This is a genomic window from Arthrobacter sp. zg-Y1143 (assembly GCF_030125565.1).
Taxonomy (GTDB): domain Bacteria; phylum Actinomycetota; class Actinomycetes; order Actinomycetales; family Micrococcaceae; genus Arthrobacter_B.
Window position 1 is genome coordinate 110,737 of sequence record NZ_JASKLW010000009.1, and the last position, 14,895, is coordinate 125,631.

General features: G+C 63.7%; 11 protein-coding genes. 3 read left to right on the forward strand and 8 right to left on the reverse strand.

Translation table 11 applies throughout. The features are described from left to right. Positions 1–94: 94 nt before the first annotated feature. The 7 genes from QNN98_RS11145 to QNN98_RS11170 form a co-directional block, all read right to left on the reverse strand. Positions 95–1,870: an alpha/beta hydrolase gene (locus QNN98_RS11145; RefSeq protein WP_283997131.1), complete on the reverse strand. Its 1,776-nt coding sequence runs from the start codon at positions 1,868–1,870 to the stop codon at positions 95–97. Further along, the gene (locus QNN98_RS11150) at positions 1,867–2,238 is read right to left on the reverse strand and encodes a DUF6507 family protein (RefSeq protein ID WP_283997133.1); all 372 of its coding nucleotides are present in this window, start codon (positions 2,236–2,238) and stop codon (positions 1,867–1,869) included. The genes QNN98_RS11145 and QNN98_RS11150 overlap by 4 nt, the downstream gene beginning before the upstream one ends. A 186-nt stretch (positions 2,239–2,424) precedes the next feature. Next, positions 2,425–4,320, reverse strand: coding sequence for a BCCT family transporter (locus QNN98_RS11155; protein WP_502864706.1), 1,896 nt, complete (start codon positions 4,318–4,320; stop codon positions 2,425–2,427). A 242-nt stretch (positions 4,321–4,562) separates the two neighbouring features. Further along, on the reverse strand, positions 4,563–5,147 hold the full coding sequence (locus tag QNN98_RS11160; protein WP_283997135.1) for a hypothetical protein: 585 nt from the start codon (positions 5,145–5,147) through the stop codon (positions 4,563–4,565). Next, positions 5,144–6,958 (reverse strand): alpha/beta hydrolase, encoded by a 1,815-nt coding sequence (locus QNN98_RS11165; protein ID WP_283997137.1) that lies wholly within the window; start codon positions 6,956–6,958, stop codon positions 5,144–5,146. Before QNN98_RS11165 ends, QNN98_RS11160 begins: the two co-directional genes overlap by 4 nt. After that, complete coding sequence (locus QNN98_RS16535) at positions 6,955–7,965, reverse strand: DUF6507 family protein (protein WP_502864707.1); 1,011 nt, start codon at positions 7,963–7,965, stop codon at positions 6,955–6,957. Before QNN98_RS16535 ends, QNN98_RS11165 begins: the two co-directional genes overlap by 4 nt. Before the next feature lie 146 nt (positions 7,966–8,111). Next, positions 8,112–9,239: a VIT1/CCC1 transporter family protein gene (locus tag QNN98_RS11170; protein ID WP_227926721.1), complete on the reverse strand. Its 1,128-nt coding sequence runs from the start codon at positions 9,237–9,239 to the stop codon at positions 8,112–8,114. A 308-nt stretch (positions 9,240–9,547) separates the two neighbouring features. Here QNN98_RS11170 and QNN98_RS11175 point away from each other — a divergent pair, with 308 nt between their 5' ends. The 3 genes from QNN98_RS11175 to QNN98_RS11185 are packed head-to-tail and all read left to right on the forward strand — an operon-like array spanning position 9,548 to position 13,102. Continuing rightward, entirely contained in the window at positions 9,548–11,323 is a 1,776-nt protein-coding gene (locus QNN98_RS11175) for a long-chain-fatty-acid--CoA ligase (protein ID WP_227913482.1), read from the forward strand. Positions 11,324–11,339: 16 nt separating this feature from the next. Next, the gene (locus QNN98_RS11180) at positions 11,340–12,503 is read left to right on the forward strand and encodes an AI-2E family transporter (RefSeq protein WP_227913481.1); all 1,164 of its coding nucleotides are present in this window, start codon (positions 11,340–11,342) and stop codon (positions 12,501–12,503) included. 23 nt (positions 12,504–12,526) lie between these two features. Beyond that, on the forward strand, positions 12,527–13,102 hold the full coding sequence (locus QNN98_RS11185; RefSeq protein WP_283997141.1) for a helix-turn-helix domain-containing protein: 576 nt from the start codon (positions 12,527–12,529) through the stop codon (positions 13,100–13,102). On the opposite strand, the gene QNN98_RS11190 is transcribed toward QNN98_RS11185, so the two are convergent. Next, positions 13,099–14,781, reverse strand: a complete 1,683-nt coding sequence (locus QNN98_RS11190; RefSeq protein ID WP_283997143.1) for an FAD-dependent monooxygenase — start codon at positions 14,779–14,781, stop codon at positions 13,099–13,101. The genes QNN98_RS11185 and QNN98_RS11190 overlap by 4 nt on opposite strands. Positions 14,782–14,895 lie beyond the last annotated feature (114 nt).

Genomic DNA, 14,895 nt, shown 5'->3' on the forward strand with positions numbered 1-14,895 from the left:
TCAGAACAGTTATGGTCAGTCCAAGGCCAACCAAGCGCCTGGCGAAGGGCATCATTTCCCAAACACTCAATTGATTCAAATGATTTGTGCTTTCTTAGGGTAGTTTCTGTCCTTGGCCGATTGTTGCATAGACGATACCTCGCAGACTGTTGGAATCCGCAGCCAGGTACTGATCAAAGTCGTGTTTTTCCGTGGCAACGTACACTTCGTCCCCGACCTTGACACCCTCGGAGGAGAAATATCGACCGCCCCAGTCCTCTTCTGAAGGGTCAGTTCGATAGTTGGACTCGGAACCGGAATCACCACCTGCTAAAGCGAAAACATCAGTGACCAAAATTCCGACGGGTGCCAGTCCATCCCCTTTGGCCGTGCTGACAAAGATGTCCCGCCGCCCATCAACACCGCGGTCAATGTTCAGCTGATCCGAAGACACATCGCTGTCTACGCCTGCCGAACCGACATAGACCGCCGAAGTAATCGGGTAGATAGTCTCGCCCAAAGCCTTGGTGGTCATATGAGTCCCATATGAGTGCGCTATCACGTTCGTTTCGGGCGCAGGAAGTCCGTTCGTGCTGTACGTCAGGTGCAGGCCGTCTAGGGAAGTGGCAAAAGCCTGTGCACCCCGCTCGGCATGGCCATCGGCAGTGACTGAAGTTGCGCCCGGAGTTTCATATCCTATATAGGCCACGGTCACGTGATTCCTTGTCCCGTCCGCTCGCACCTGCCGGTCGCGGACCGTTTCAGCATTAGTAACAAGGGAACCCATATTTGTTGAATAGTTGTTCATCCCTGGCACCACATAAGTGACATTAGTGTCTATTCCTACTTCTCCATCCAAGTCGCCGACGGCTATCGCCGCTAACGGATGATCATGGTCAGGTTCGAAAGAAATCAGCTGCTTAGGAGGATTTCCACTACCTTTCAACGCATCGCTGATGGATCGATAGGCCTCGCGTTGCTCTTCTGTCGCTTCGTAGGCAGGCGACAGTACTATTTCAAGGACGTCTCGGTTGGCCTCGCTTCGGACTTTGTAAGGGGCACCCTCCAGGTTTCCCGTCAGACCTGGCATGGACTTTGCCAGACCGGCACGTTGGGATGGTGAAAGCGACTTCCAGAACGAGGCTTCTTGATATGCACCCATCCCCTTTACGAAGAGCGAGGCCGCGGGCACGGCTGCGGCAAACGCCGCCACCTGCGCGGGACCCATCTCACCGAGCGCTCGGTAGAAAGCGGCAATATCCTCCTCGTTTGCGTCCGGCTTGGTCGCGTTTGCGAAGGAAGCAGCCAGATCCTCGGCTGCCTCGGTCTCCAGATCCATCCCGGGTGAGTCGAACTGAGAGATGACGGGGGTGGATACACGGGAAATGCCGTCCAGAGCCGATTGGCATGCTGCCCTCGCGCGTTCGTACCTGTCCTCAAGGGCCTCCACATCTGCTTGGAAGGTAGCCGTCCTCTGGGCCATCATCGCGTGCGCGCCGTCCCAATTGGGGATATTGCCGGAAGTCATCTCGGTCGCAATCGGTACGAGACGGGATTCTTCATCATCGATTTGCTGTTTCAGGGCGATTCTCGCGGCATTTATCTCCACCAGTTCCGCAGCAAATTCATTCAATGCGTCGGCGGCCAATGACACGCTTTCCTGATGGTCCCGGGCTTGTTGGGAGGGCCTCTCCATGGCCTGCAGCACCTTATCCCGCCCAGGGCCCGTGTAGAGCGTGTCCAGAGCAGACCATTTGTTCCGGATCGAAGAGATCGATTCCTGGAAACCCGATGCAGCTGCCCCCAAGCCCGTAGCGGCAGCGAGTATGGGTTCACCCGGGGGTAAGTCCCGGAGCAAGCGCATGTCAACATCGAGAACAAAGACACTCATGCGACGGCCTGCGAATGGCGGAGCCCGTACTGCGTTTGCGTGTGGTACTCACCGGAGGCGGCGGCAGCCTGGGCATTCTGAATGTTTTGGACCATCTCGTCGTCGCCGGCCAGGTACGCAGAGACCGCCTGCCCCGTACCCTGGACCGCGTTGTTGCATCGAATCATGATGTCGGTTAGATCCGGACGGAAGATATCCTCATGGACCCGCGCTATCCCGGTATCCAGGCCTGCACAGCCGGTGAGCGCCTCCTGCAGCCGGGAAGCAGCTTCCGATAAACGGGTCCGTTCGGTTTCCAGGTTTTCCAACTCCGCACCGGTATCGCCGAGCAGGCTCTGGACCTCCGCTACGTGAATATCGATTGCCATGTTTCGTTTCCCCCGAATTTCAAGTGGTGCTGCCGAGCATACGAAATTCCAGGGCACGAATACATGGGCAGTTCTGCCCATGCCCGAGGGACAAAAATACGGGAAGGTCCCGCACAGATATGTGCGGGACCTTCCCGTATTGGTTGGTGCTTATTCCTACCGGCTCATTGCCTTCGTGATTCCCGGCTACTTCCGGTCCGTCGAGGCGTTTTCCGGCGCACCTGTTTCCGGGCCGTCGTCGTGCTCGCGGGTGTGCAGGTCGAAGGAGGAGCCGTGCTCTTCCACGCCGGCCTGGATGGCGCGGCCCACCACGGACACGGCGAGCCTGCGCCGCAGGGAGAGCGGATCCCGGGCCAGGTCCTTCGCCAGGGCGATGGTCATCAGCAGCATCACCACGGCGAACGGCAGAGCCGCGACAATGGTGATCCGCTGCAGACCGTCCAGGGCTTCCGAGGGTTCATCACCGCCGGCCAGCAGCATCACCGCCGCCACGGCGCCGGTGAGGACGCCCCAGAAAACCACGACGCCGCGGGAGGGATGCTCCGCGCCGTTGGAGCTCAAGGAGGCCATCACAATCGAGGCGGAGTCCGCCCCGGTGACGAAGAAGATGGCCACCAGGATCATGGCCAGTACGCCCACGGCGCCGGCCACGAGGTTAGGCATGGGCAGGGCGGCGAAGAGGTCGAAGAGCGACCCATCGAAGGAAATGGTAGGTTCACCGTCCACCATGGTCACCAGCCCCGGCTCCCCGTTGGCTGCGGCCTTCTGCTGGGTGCCGATGGCGGCGCCGCCGAAGATCGAGAACCAGACCACGCTGACCACAAACGGCACCAGCAGCACGCCGGTGACGAACTGCCGGATGGTGCGTCCGCGGCTGATCCGGGCAATGAACATGCCAACGAAGGGCGTCCAGGACAGCCACCAGGCCCAGTAGAAGATGGTCCAGCTGGAGAGCCAGGCGCGCATGGATTCATCGCCGGCAACTTCAGTGCGGGAAGCCATCTGGGCGAGGTTGGTTGCGTAGTCGCCGATGGCGGCCGGGATGACATTGAGGATGAACAGTGTCGGACCGACCACGAAAATGACTGCCGCCAGCACCACTGCCAGGACCATGTTGATGTTGGACAGCCACTGGATGCCGCGGGAAATCCCGGACACGGCAGAGGCGACAAAGCAACCGGTCAAGATGGCAACAATGGCTACGAGGATGGGCGTACCCACTGTGCCGAAGAAGCCGGCCGACTCCATGCCGCTGCCGATCTGCAGGGCGCCGAGGCCCAGGGACGCAGCGGTGCCGAAGAGGGTGGCGAAGATGGCGAAGATGTTCAGGACCTTGCCCAGCGGGCCGTCCACCCGCTTGGCACCGAACAGCGAGGTGAACGCGGAGGAGATCAGCTGCCTCCGGCCCAGCCGGTAGGTTCCGTAGGCCATGGCGATGCCGACGACGGCGTACATGGCCCACGGGTGCAGGCCCCAGTGGAACAGGGAGGTTCCCATCGCCGTCTGCAGTGCTTCTGCGGTCTGCGGATCATCGGTACCCGGGGGAGGGGAGATGTAGTAGAACAGCGGTTCAGCGACGCCGTAGAACATCAGGCCGATGCCCATGCCGGCGGAGAACATCATCGAAATCCAGGACACGGTCTTGAACTGGGGTTCTTCGCCGTCCTTGCCCAGCGGGATCCGCCCGAAGCGTCCCACGGCAAGCCAGATCACGTACACCACAAGGAAGGAAGCCAGCAGGACAAAGAACCAGCCGGCGTTGGTGATCACCCAATCCAAGGCAGTCTGGGATACCGAGGCCAGGTTGTCGGTGCCGAAGAAGCCCCAAGCGATGAAGGCCAGGGCCAGCACTGCTGTGACGGCAAAAAGCACCTTGTCCAGCTTGGCCGGGATCTCGCGGCTCAACGCCTTCTCCTGTTGGCGCTGTCCCTCAATCATCAGCTGGACGAGTTCATGCTCCTGCTCCACCACAGGCATGGAGGAGGTAGTGGATTCGTCAACGGTAATGGAGAGCCGGGCGGGTTCCGCGGGATCGCCGTCGTTCCTCCCAGCGTCGCGTATGGGACCTTCAGTGGTAGCCATAGGCCTTTCCTTATGTCAGCGCAAAGGGCCCGGACCCTGATGGCGGGCACGGGCAAGCAGATTGGCAACCACTCCCGGCGGAGGGCGCAATCAGCGCGCCTGCTTCCAGCCGGTATCCCCAAAGCAACGTGGTCCCAACTCTGCGTTCCTTTACATAATTCGCGAGTGTGTCTCTTCCAGAGTTGCGGTATGCAACGTCTCAAGTCAAATTCGCGCAGGAGTCGGGACCAGGGGAGCTGCTGTCAGGTGGTGGGGATGGTCATGGCGGGGTCCTCGGAGCAGGGTCCCTCGTAGGACAGGCTGCTGAGGTGGTTACCGGCTTGGTAGATCAGCGCGTTACCCTCGGCATCCTCGAGAGTGACGATGATGTAGTAGCCGGACCCGATGTCGGACGGGACGTCCTCGTTGTAGCGGCCCACTTCGGTGAATCCCTGTTTTTCGAAGTGGGACACGTACTTGGAAACCGCTGCCTCGGGGTCATCGACAGCCGGACCCATGATCATGCCGGTGTACCGGTGGGACAGAGGCTCCGATCCCGGACATACACGCCCGAAGTACCCGGTTGTGTCCCTCTCCCAGGGGAGCCTGTCCGGCCCGGAAAATGTCCAGTTGCCGCCGTGCACTTTCGTGGTTTCCTCATTGAGGTCGAGCATCCGTTGGAGGAGTTCGGGGGCAGGCTTGGAAGTGCTCATTGCGCCGTCGTTGCCGGCATTGTCGGATTGGAACATCGGGTCCTCGGATTCGGAGGTGGTGGTGCAGCCGGACAGAACAAGGGTGAGCGCCACAGCGACAGTGGCTGCAACCGGGGTCAGTCGGGGGAAGGTCATAGGTACTCGGCCATCTCTTCGGGGTCATGGAGCGGTGGAAAGATCTGGCGGTCTCGTTTCAAGACACTATCGCCCCTGCCGGTTGTGGCGCGCGCCACCGAATCGAGGCTGTGGGTACGGATATCAAGGTATCCGTGCCCCTTCTGGGTCCCGAAGGGGTCCAGGTTTGTGTCGCCGCTACCGTTGACAGAGTGTCCACGCGTCGCCACGAGATCCCGTGCGGGATCCCCCTTGGAGCTGAATTCGTGTGCCCCGAAACCTTCCTCCAACGGATTGATGCGGTACCCAAAATACCCGCCGCTGGGGGCCACAATGTCCTGGGGAGCGTTGGTGGCAAACAATGCAGGAGTGCCGTCTGATGCCGGCTTGATATTCAGGTCCGCTGCGTTGTCCACAACCGCCTGGTCCAGTCCCGCTGAGCCGAAGAAGGTCACGGAATCCACGTCAAAATCCGTTTGAGTCAAGCCGTAGGCTGACGTGGTTGTACCGTACGAATGGGCAGCCACGGCGATGTAGGGATCACGGTTGCCGCTGGCAGCGTGGAAACCGTTCAGCGCCGTGGCGAACTTTTCCCCGCCTGCTCTGGCGTGAGCGGTATCGAGGACCTCCGTATGTCCCAGCGAGAGCTGCGGCGGGGTCTCATAACCGATCCATGCGACTACCGCCTGGTTATGCTCACCGAGCTTCCCCTGCGCGTCATAGATGTTCTGGGACGCATCGGTCCAGCTTTCATCCTCTTTCCACGAAGTCCCCATGCCCGGAACGTTCCATGTGACGTTGTCTGCCGTGTCCATGTTGCCGATGGCTACCGCAGCAAGAGGAGGGGAACTCAAGTCCAGGGAGATGATGCCGCGGGGTGCTGCACCGGGAGCCGATTTGGCTCCGGCTTGGATAGCCAGGAGTGCATCCCTGCGCTCGCCTTCGGCGTCGACCAGTGCCGCCTCCAGCGCCACGGCATTGGCGGCGGTCCGGTCGGAATAGGGGATTCCCTCGAGGTTGCCCACCATGAGCGGAAATTGTTTGGCCAAGGACTGCCGCTGTGCCGCCGTCAACCGGCTCCAGGCCTCCTTATTACTTCGCGGATCCAGCCCCGGGTGCGGTCCGGAAAATAATTCCGGGTTGCTCTGCTTGAACTGCGCAGCTTGGGAAGGAGTCAGCAACGCCAACGCGGCCAGGAGCTGGCGCATGGCGTCCGGTCCGTCGTCACCGTTCAGGACCTTATTCAGCGCACGGGTGGCGTCGGACGCAGCGTATTCGTTTTCATTCGCTGCGGCGGCCGGGAGGACGTCGCTGGTGCGCCGGCGCAGTGCCCGCAGCGCCGTCCGGCAGGTTTCTTCCGCAGCCTGCAGGTCCGCTGCCAGCGCATCTGCCCGGCGCTGAAGAAGGGCACTAACCGCCGCGTCGGATGTTTCATCCAGGAAGTCGGCAATGAAGTCGGGCACAAAGCCTGGAGTCAAATTCTCCCTTGCTCTATCCGCAACCTTGGCGGCTCCCACCTCAGCATCCAAGATTGCGCGCTTAGCCTTGATGGTCCGTACCGCGTCGGCAAATTCCTCAAGTGCGTTACGCGCGGACGCCGCAACCCGCTCGATTGCCTCGCCGTGGTCACTTGGCTTGTCCATCGCGCTGAAGACAACCTGTTGTTCCGGCGCGCGGTAGTAGTCCGTGATCGTGCGCCACTTGTCCTGCGCATCGTTCAGCGTTTGCGCCATCTGGTCCGTTTGCTCCGCTATGCCGGCAGCCGCCGTGCTGAGTGCTTCAGGATCCGGAAGGTTGTCCGTACCGCTCAGGTCAACTGCAATCAAACTCATGTTAGGCCCCACCTTCCGCGGGATGTCTGGACGGGAGCTGTCGGGGCCGCGTCCGCTTGGGAGCTTGTTTGGAATAACTGAACCGGCTCCGGTGCCGCGCTAGGCTCTCCGCCTCCGGTTTCGGGGATGGGGATTCCAGCGGACGGTTGGTCAGCGGGGTCGATAATGAAGCCCGGATCGATGTCCGGCCATGTAGTCCCGGGGCCGGGGGTTGCAGGGCCGGGGTGGCCCGGAACGGCTGGTGTTGTTCCTTGGTCCACACCGCCCGCGATTGACTCTGGCAGGGGCAGCGGCAGGGGAAGGGTAACGTGCCCGTGCCCCGGGTCCATCCCCGGAAATGAAGGATCGGGAATGTGCAGGATGGGGCCCGGGTGCCCGGGTGTCACCACTCCCGGAGCAGTGCCGACGACCTCCGGAAGCGCGGCGGGCAGGTGAGCGGGCAGTGTTTCCGCGACGGGGATGTGCGCGGCTGGCAGGTGGGCGGGCAGTGTTTCCGCGACGGGGATGGGAATCGGAGCCGGACCAGGCACGGGAGCAGGAGACGGAGGCTCGGGCGCCTGGGCCACGGGAACGGGGACGGTCGCCTCTGGAGCCTGAACAACCGCCACGGGAACGGGGACGGTCGCCTCAGGCGCCGGCGCGAGTGACGGGGGTTCCCATGTCACGCCTGCTGTTGAACCCGGGGGATCCAGCGGGACAACACTGCCAGCCGCCAGCTGTGCGTTAGCCAGCATTTCCTCGTCACCAATGACATAGGCGCGAATCGCCCGCCGGGTGGCGAAGACAGCATTGTCAGAGCGCGTCAGGACGGTCTCAATATCCTTTAGCAGGGTTTCTCCGGCGAAATTGGAAAAGGCGGAAAGGACCGGGCTGCTGCCTAATGCAAATTCGACGTCGTCTATGAAACCCTGGATACGGCTGTGGACACCCTGGCTCGCCGTCAGAATCGTCTCGGTGTCGGTGACGATCCTGCCTACTATTGCGGCATCTATGTCGTACTCGCTCATGCTCTCCCCCTTGAACCGGTTTCCTGCTGCCCCTGGAAATGCGGACACAGTCGGGAGAGCCCATATTCAACAGTTCCCCCGTTTCGGGAAGAACATAACCTGCCGAAAGGAATTCGTACATGGGGAGAACTCCCCATGTACTTCCCCTAGAGTGCCGTGGTGCCGAAAAGCATCCCCAGCAGATATGTGGCGGCCGCAGCACCGAGGCCGATCGCCAGCTGGCGCAGCGCCCGCTTGAGCGGCGAGGCACCGGACAGCAGACCGACGACGGCGCCGGTCATTAGCAGCGCCAGTCCCACCAAGACGCAGGAGAGAACGACGGCGGTGAGTCCGGTGAGGCCGAAGATGTACGGCAGGATCGGGATCACGGCACCGGAGGCAAAGAAGCAGAAGCTGGAGGCCGCAGCACCCAGCCCGGTGCCGACGGATTCGTGCTCGTCGCGGCGGTCCTCGGTGTCGGCCTCGGGGTTGAGGGAGAAGCTGGGGTCACAGTCGCAGGTGTAGAGCCCCATTCGTTCAGCCGCACGGTGCTCGGCGGCCTCCCTGGTCATTCCGCGGGCGCGGTACACCAGCACCAGTTCGTTGGCGTCAATATCCAGCGATTTCGCGGCGGAAAGGGTGATCTGGGTGGGTCGGGAAGCGTCCAGCAGTTCCCGCTGGGACCGGACCGAGACGTACTCGCCGGCACCCATGGACAGGGCGCCGGCGAGTAGGCCCGCCAGCCCGCTGAACAGGATGAATGTGCTGGAAACCCCGGCGGCGCCAATGCCCATAATCAGGGCGAGGTTGCTGACCAAGCCGTCATTCGCACCGAACACCGCGGCACGGAAATTGCCGGAAAGCCGGGTCCGTCCGCGGGTGGCCAAGCCCCGGACCACTTCTTCATGGATCTGCTCATCAGCGGCCATGGCGCTGGTGGCGTTAGGGTCCTGGGCATAGGGCGATCGGCCCTCGGCACGCTGGGCCAGCGCCAGTACAAACACCGAGCCAAAACGCCGGGCCAGCAGGCCGAGGGCGCGGTTACGGAAGGATGCGCGCATCGGGCGGCCGGCGTCGTCGCCCAAAAGCTGGCGCCAGTGTTCCTCATGGCGGCCCTCCGCCTCGGCCAAGGCGAGGAGGATGTCGCGTTCCTCCCCGTCGCGGCGTTCGGCGAGGTAACGGTAGGTGGCGGCTTCGGCCTGTTCGTCGGCGAGGTACTGCCGCCAGCGCTTGAGGTCGGCATTGGAAGGGACGCTGGGCCCGTTGTGCGGCTCCGGCGGTGACTGGGAATTCACGGTGCTCCTGACAGGGACCGGAACAGGGGGATCCGGCCAGTTAAAAAGGTCTCTGACCGAAGGTCTCGCTCGCCCGGGCTGCGTGCCGTCGGGTGGACTGCCGGGACGCCGCGGCGTCCAGTATGTCGACAGGCCTCGGCCGTACGGAACCAAAGGCCCGGGCCGGAGCTACTCCCCTTCAACGTCCCAGTGTAATGCAATCAGCCGGCGCAAGGCGGGACCGACCCGGAGCGGTCCGCCGCGGGCCCGGTTGAGCTGGAGGCTCAATAACTTAAGTCAAGGGGCGGGCAGGCGCTAAAGTCGAATGCGTGAGCAAAAACTACCCTCTTACGGATCCGGACCGCCCGTGGACCCGCCATTACAGCGAGGGAGTCCTGGATGGCTTTACCCTTCCGGAGGAATCCCTTGTCGACATGGTTGAGACCTCCATCCGCAAGTACCGGTCCAAGACCGCCCTTGAGTTCTTCGGCGCCACCACCAGCTATGAGGAACTCGGAGAGCAGATCCGCCGGGTTGCCACAGGTCTGTTGAAGCTGGGGGTGCGCAAGGGTGACCGCGTGGCACTGGTACTGCCCAACTCACCACAGCACGTGGTCGCGTTCTACGCCGTGCTGCGGTTGGGTGCAGTGGTGGTGGAGCACAATCCGCTGTACACCGACAGGGAACTGCGGCACCAGTTTGAGGACCACGGGGCCACGGTGGCCATTGTGTGGGACAAGACGGTGGAACAGATCCAGAATCTGCCCGCAGACATTCCCGTGCGGACCATCATTTCCGTGGACCTGATCTCCGCAATGCCCCTGTCCAACCGGATCGCGCTGAAGCTGCCGGTCCCCAAGGCGCGTAAGGCCCGCGCGGCGCTGACCGTGGACACGAAGCCCCGCAGCGGGTCCCGGAAGGTGCTCACCTGGAAGACCCTGCTGAACAACCGGCCGCTGCGCCGGCGGTATCCGCGTCCCGCGGCCGGTGACCTTGCCGCCATCCAGTACACCAGCGGCACCACGGCAGACCCCAAGGGCGCCATGCTCCTGCATTCGAACCTGATGGCCAACGCTGCCCAGGGTGTCGCGTGGGCGTCGGGCCTCCGGCTAGGCGAGGAAACCTTCTACGCCGTGCTGCCCATGTTCCACGCCTACGGGCTCACCCTGAGCTTGACCTGCGCCATGAAGACCGGGTCACGGCTGGTCCTCTTCCCGAAGTTCGACGAGGACCTCACCCTGCAGGCGATGAAGAAGTCCCCCGCCACGTTCCTGCCGGCGGTGCCGCCCATCTACGACCGGCTGGCAGCCGCGGCAGCAGAACAGGGCGTCTCGCTGCGCGGCATCAGATTCGCTATTTCCGGGGCCATGAACCTGCCCCTGGAAACGGTCGAAACCTGGGAAGCGGCCACCGGCGGACACCTCATTGAGGGCTACGGGCTGACCGAAACTTCCCCGGTTGCCCTGGGCAACCCGTTTAGTCCTTCCCGGAAGCCGGGCACGGTGGGTGTGCCGTTCCCGCTGACGGATATCCGTGTTGTGGACCCCGAAAACCCGGCCATGGACGTTGCCCAGGGCACGCCCGGCGAACTGCTGATCCGCGGACCGCAGGTGTTTGACGGTTACTGGAACAAGCCCAAGGAAACGGAAGCGGTCCTGCTCAACGGCGGCTGGTTCCGGACCGGCGATATTGTCTCTGTGGATGAGGACGGGTTTGTCACCATCCGCGACCGCATCAAGGAACTGATCATCACCGGCGGCTTCAACGTCTCACCCTCCGAGGTGGAGGAGGCGCTGAAGCGCCACGACTCGGTTGAGGACGCCGCCGTGGTTGGACTGGCCCGCTCAGGCGGCGGCGAGGATGTGGTTGCTGCAGTTGTGGTCAAGCCCGGAAGCGGCTTCAACGCCGAAGGGTTGCGGACCTACGTCCGCAACGAGCTGGCCGCCTACAAGGTCCCGCGCCGCATCGTGGAGATCCAGGAACTGCCCAAATCCCTGATCGGCAAGGTCCTGCGGCGCCACGTCCGCGACAACCTGCAAAACGGCGGCCACCCCGCCACCCCAGACGAAGGTACTGCCCCCACCAACGCCCAGAACAATGCCTGAGCGGAAAAGAGCGGACATGAGCGCATCACAACCGGACCAGACGGAACGGCACCCCGACCACACCAGGCCTGCCCGGTACTGGAGCGGCGCACTTGGCCATGCCGGCCAGCGCTCTGCCCAGATCCTGCTGATCCTGCTGCTGGTATCCGTCGCCGTGTACGGGCTGATGCAGATCACCCTGGTGGTGATCCCGGTGCTGCTGGCCCTGATCCTGGGTGCGGCTATTGCCCCGTTCGTCAACTGGCTGCGGCGGAAGGGCTGGCCCAGTGCCTTGGCCACAGGCCTTTCCTTCCTGCTCCTGCTGGCCGTCTTCGGCGGACTGATCACCGGGATTGTCTTCGCCATCCGCAGCGAATGGTCCTCCCTGGTGGACCAGGCCGTGCAGGGCTTCGAAAAGCTCTATGACTTTGTGGAGAACGGGCCGCTGCCCATAGATGACAACATGCTGCGCAGCGCGCGTGACAGTGCCATTGACTTCGCCACCAGCAGCACCGTCAGCAACGGCGCGCTTGCAGGCCTCTCCGCAGCCACGTCCTTCGCCACCGGTTTCCTGCTGATGGCCGTGGTGCTGTTCTACTTCCTCAAGGACGGGGACCGCATTTGGGCCTTCTTCCTGCGGCTGTTCCCGGACGACCGGCGGGACAAAGCCCGTTTGTCCGGCTTCCGGGTCATGGAAGTGCTGGGCGGCTACATCCGCGGAACCGCCATCGTGGCGATGGTTGACGCCGTGTGCATCGGTGCGGCCCTGTTCTTCCTGGGCGTGCCGCTGGCCCTGCCCTTGACCGTCATTGTTTTTGTCGGTTCGTTCATTCCGCTGGTCGGTGCCACGGCGGCCGGTGTTTTCGCCGCGCTGATTGCCCTGGTGGCCAACGGTCCCGTGGTCGCCCTGATTGTGGTGATCGTGATCATCCTGGTGAACCAGCTGGAAGGCAACTTCCTCCAGCCCGTGGTGATGGGCAAGTCGCTGAGCATCCATGCCCTGGTCATCCTGCTGGCGCTGACCGCCGGCACCATCCTCGCCGGCATCATCGGTGCCATCCTTGCTGTCCCCATCGCCGCCGTCGGCTGGGCCGTTATCAAGGTGTGGACGGGGGAGGACACCGGCGAGGACATCGAAGAGGCCGGTGAGATCCCAAACCCGGAGGACCAGCCCGAAATGGAATCGGCCGAAAAGCACTGACCCGGAAAGGATCCGCGCCGACCATGAAGGCCCTGCCTGTAGAACCGAGCAACGCACCGGTGGCCATCGGCGTGCGGATCCGTTCCGCCCGTCAGGCGCGGAGGATGACCATCGGGCAGGTGGCTGAGGCCACCGGCCTGACCAAGGGATTCCTCAGCCGGGTGGAGCGGGACCTCACCTCGCCGTCCGTCGCGTCACTGCTCACCCTGTGCCAGGTGCTGTCCATCTCCATCGGCGAGCTGTTTTCCGCGCCGGAGACCCACGTGACCCGCTGGGACGAGGCCCCGAAGATTCACTTGGGCGGGGAGGGCATTGAGGAACGGCTGCTCACCGCGCGCACCGAGCGCCGGGTGCAGATGGTGCGCTCCGTCATTGAACCGGGCGGTTCCGGGGAGGCGGACCTCTACTCGGTGGACTGCGACGTCGAGGTGCTGCACGTGGTCCAGGGCACCTTCGAACTCATCCTGGGGCACGAGTCCATGGAACTGGGCACGGGCGACACCGTGACGTTCCCCGGGCGCGAGCCGCATTCCTGGCGCAACCCGTCCCGGGAAGAAACCGTTGTGCTCTGGACCCTGGTCAGCCCCGGCGGTTCCTAGGCGCTGACAGCGGTGCTGTCGGCGGTCCCGGTCAGGTCCTCGAGGTATTCGACGGCGCTGCTTAGGTCCCGGCCTGCGGAACGGTAGCCCACATAGCCGTCGGGGCGGACCACGAGCAGTTCGGCCCGGCGCGGGCTGAGGCCCAGGCGGTGGAACGCCAGCCCGCTGACATCCTTGATGATGCCGGCGTCGTCCGCAATCAGGCTGCTGCCGGCGGTGAGCTGCCGGACGTTCAGCAGGCCCGCGAGCTGCGGCAGGGCAGCGGCGAGCCGCGCTGGTGCGTCCTGCGGCCAGCCGGGCCCGCAGAGGAGCACGGAGAAGCCGGGCGTGGCCAGGAGGTCCTGCAGCCGGCGCTCCCGGTCCTGGTAGATGACGTCGGCGTCGGGCAGCCGGTCACCGGGGCGGGGTCCGCGGGACAGTGCTGCCGGGAACCGTGAGGCTCCGGAGTCCACCACGCTGCTGCCGCGGTAGTTGACATTCAGCTGGGACATGGAGCGGAAGAGGCGGGAGCGTAGCCCGTCCCAGGCCATGGCCTTGGGGGCGACGGCGGGCAGCAGCTTGGTGCGGGGGAGCTTCTTCAGGCCGTTGCGGCTGGTGGCCAGCTTGAAAACGCGGTCCGTGGTGGAAACGACTTCCTGGCCTACGGGCCGCCGCTCGGCGTGGTAACTGTCGATCAGCTCTTCGCTGGCCAGTCCGCGGGCACCCAGTGCGAGCTTCCAACCCAGGTTCAGGGCGTCCTGGATGCCGGTGTTCATGCCCTGCGCGGCCACGGGGGAGTGGACGTGTGCGGCGTCGCCGGCCAGGAACACGGAGCCCCGCTGGAAGTATTCCGCCATCTGGTGCGACAGCCGGAAAGTGCTGATCCACTTCGGATCGCGGACGGTCAGCTGTCCGTGCGTGAAGGTGTCCGCCATGCCCTGGAGGGTTTCAAGCGTTGCCGGACGATGCGGCGGCTTGATGCCGATCATCCGCCAGGTGGCCGGTCCGCCGAGCGGGAACAGGAACAGGAAACCGTCTTCGGTGGGGTAGGAGTGCACCGTTTCGGGTTCGGCGCCGTCAATTTCGACATCGGCCAGGATGAAGGTGTCGGGGTAGGCCCCGCCGCGCCAATCCATGCCGGCCTTGGCACGGACGGTGCTGTCGGCCCCGTCTGCGCCGACAACGTAGCGCGCACGGATGCGTTCGATTCCGCGGTCCATCCGCTGGATCTTGGCTTCCATGCCGGCAAAGGGATCCTCGGGGTCCAGCCGCTCCAGGTCCTGCAGTTCCGCTCCGCGTTCAATCCGTACGCGGCGGGAGAGCAGGTACTGCGTCAGGATCCGTTCGGTTTCCGTCTGGGACAGGAACAGCAGCTGCTGGAAAGCAGTATCGTCCATGCCGGTGTCGAACAGGTCCACTTCCAGCGTTTCCTCGGGCAGGTGCAAGTGCAGCTGCCGGGCGGGACGGCCGGCTGCCGCCAGTTCAGCGCTGACGCCGAAGGGCCGCAGTGCCTCCAGCGTGCGGGGCTGGATGGCGATGGCACGGGATTCGGTGCCCGGGCTCTGCCGCCGGTCAATGATGCGGAAGCTCGCGCCGAAGGCGCTGAGTTGGGCGGCGAGCGCCAGCCCCGTGGGGCCCGCGCCCACAATCAGGACGTCGACGTCGTAGTTCGGGTCTGCGCTGTTATCGTGGGCCGCCATGCCTTCAGCCTAGTCTTGACCGCGAGCGCAGTTCCACTTTAGCCTTTCGGTAAACATTTGATTACCTGCAGATAACCGCGGGTAACCGCCGCACACAACCGCCGCACACCACCA

What these genes read in the sequence shown, in the direction of transcription:
- QNN98_RS11145 (WP_283997131.1), bottom strand. Translation starts at nt 1,870, where the DNA reads ATGAGTGTCTTTGTTCTCGATGTTGACATGCGCTTGCTCCGGGACTTA.
- QNN98_RS11150 (WP_283997133.1), bottom strand. Translation starts at nt 2,238, where the DNA reads ATGGCAATCGATATTCACGTAGCGGAGGTCCAGAGCCTGCTCGGCGAT.
- QNN98_RS11155 (WP_502864706.1), bottom strand. Translation starts at nt 4,320, where the DNA reads ATGGCTACCACTGAAGGTCCCATACGCGACGCTGGGAGGAACGACGGC.
- QNN98_RS11160 (WP_283997135.1), bottom strand. Translation starts at nt 5,147, where the DNA reads ATGACCTTCCCCCGACTGACCCCGGTTGCAGCCACTGTCGCTGTGGCG.
- QNN98_RS11165 (WP_283997137.1), bottom strand. Translation starts at nt 6,958, where the DNA reads ATGAGTTTGATTGCAGTTGACCTGAGCGGTACGGACAACCTTCCGGAT.
- QNN98_RS16535 (WP_502864707.1), bottom strand. Translation starts at nt 7,965, where the DNA reads ATGAGCGAGTACGACATAGATGCCGCAATAGTAGGCAGGATCGTCACC.
- QNN98_RS11180 (WP_227913481.1), top strand. Translation starts at nt 11,340, where the DNA reads ATGAGCGCATCACAACCGGACCAGACGGAACGGCACCCCGACCACACC.
- QNN98_RS11185 (WP_283997141.1), top strand. Translation starts at nt 12,527, where the DNA reads ATGAAGGCCCTGCCTGTAGAACCGAGCAACGCACCGGTGGCCATCGGC.
- QNN98_RS11190 (WP_283997143.1), bottom strand. Translation starts at nt 14,781, where the DNA reads ATGGCGGCCCACGATAACAGCGCAGACCCGAACTACGACGTCGACGTC.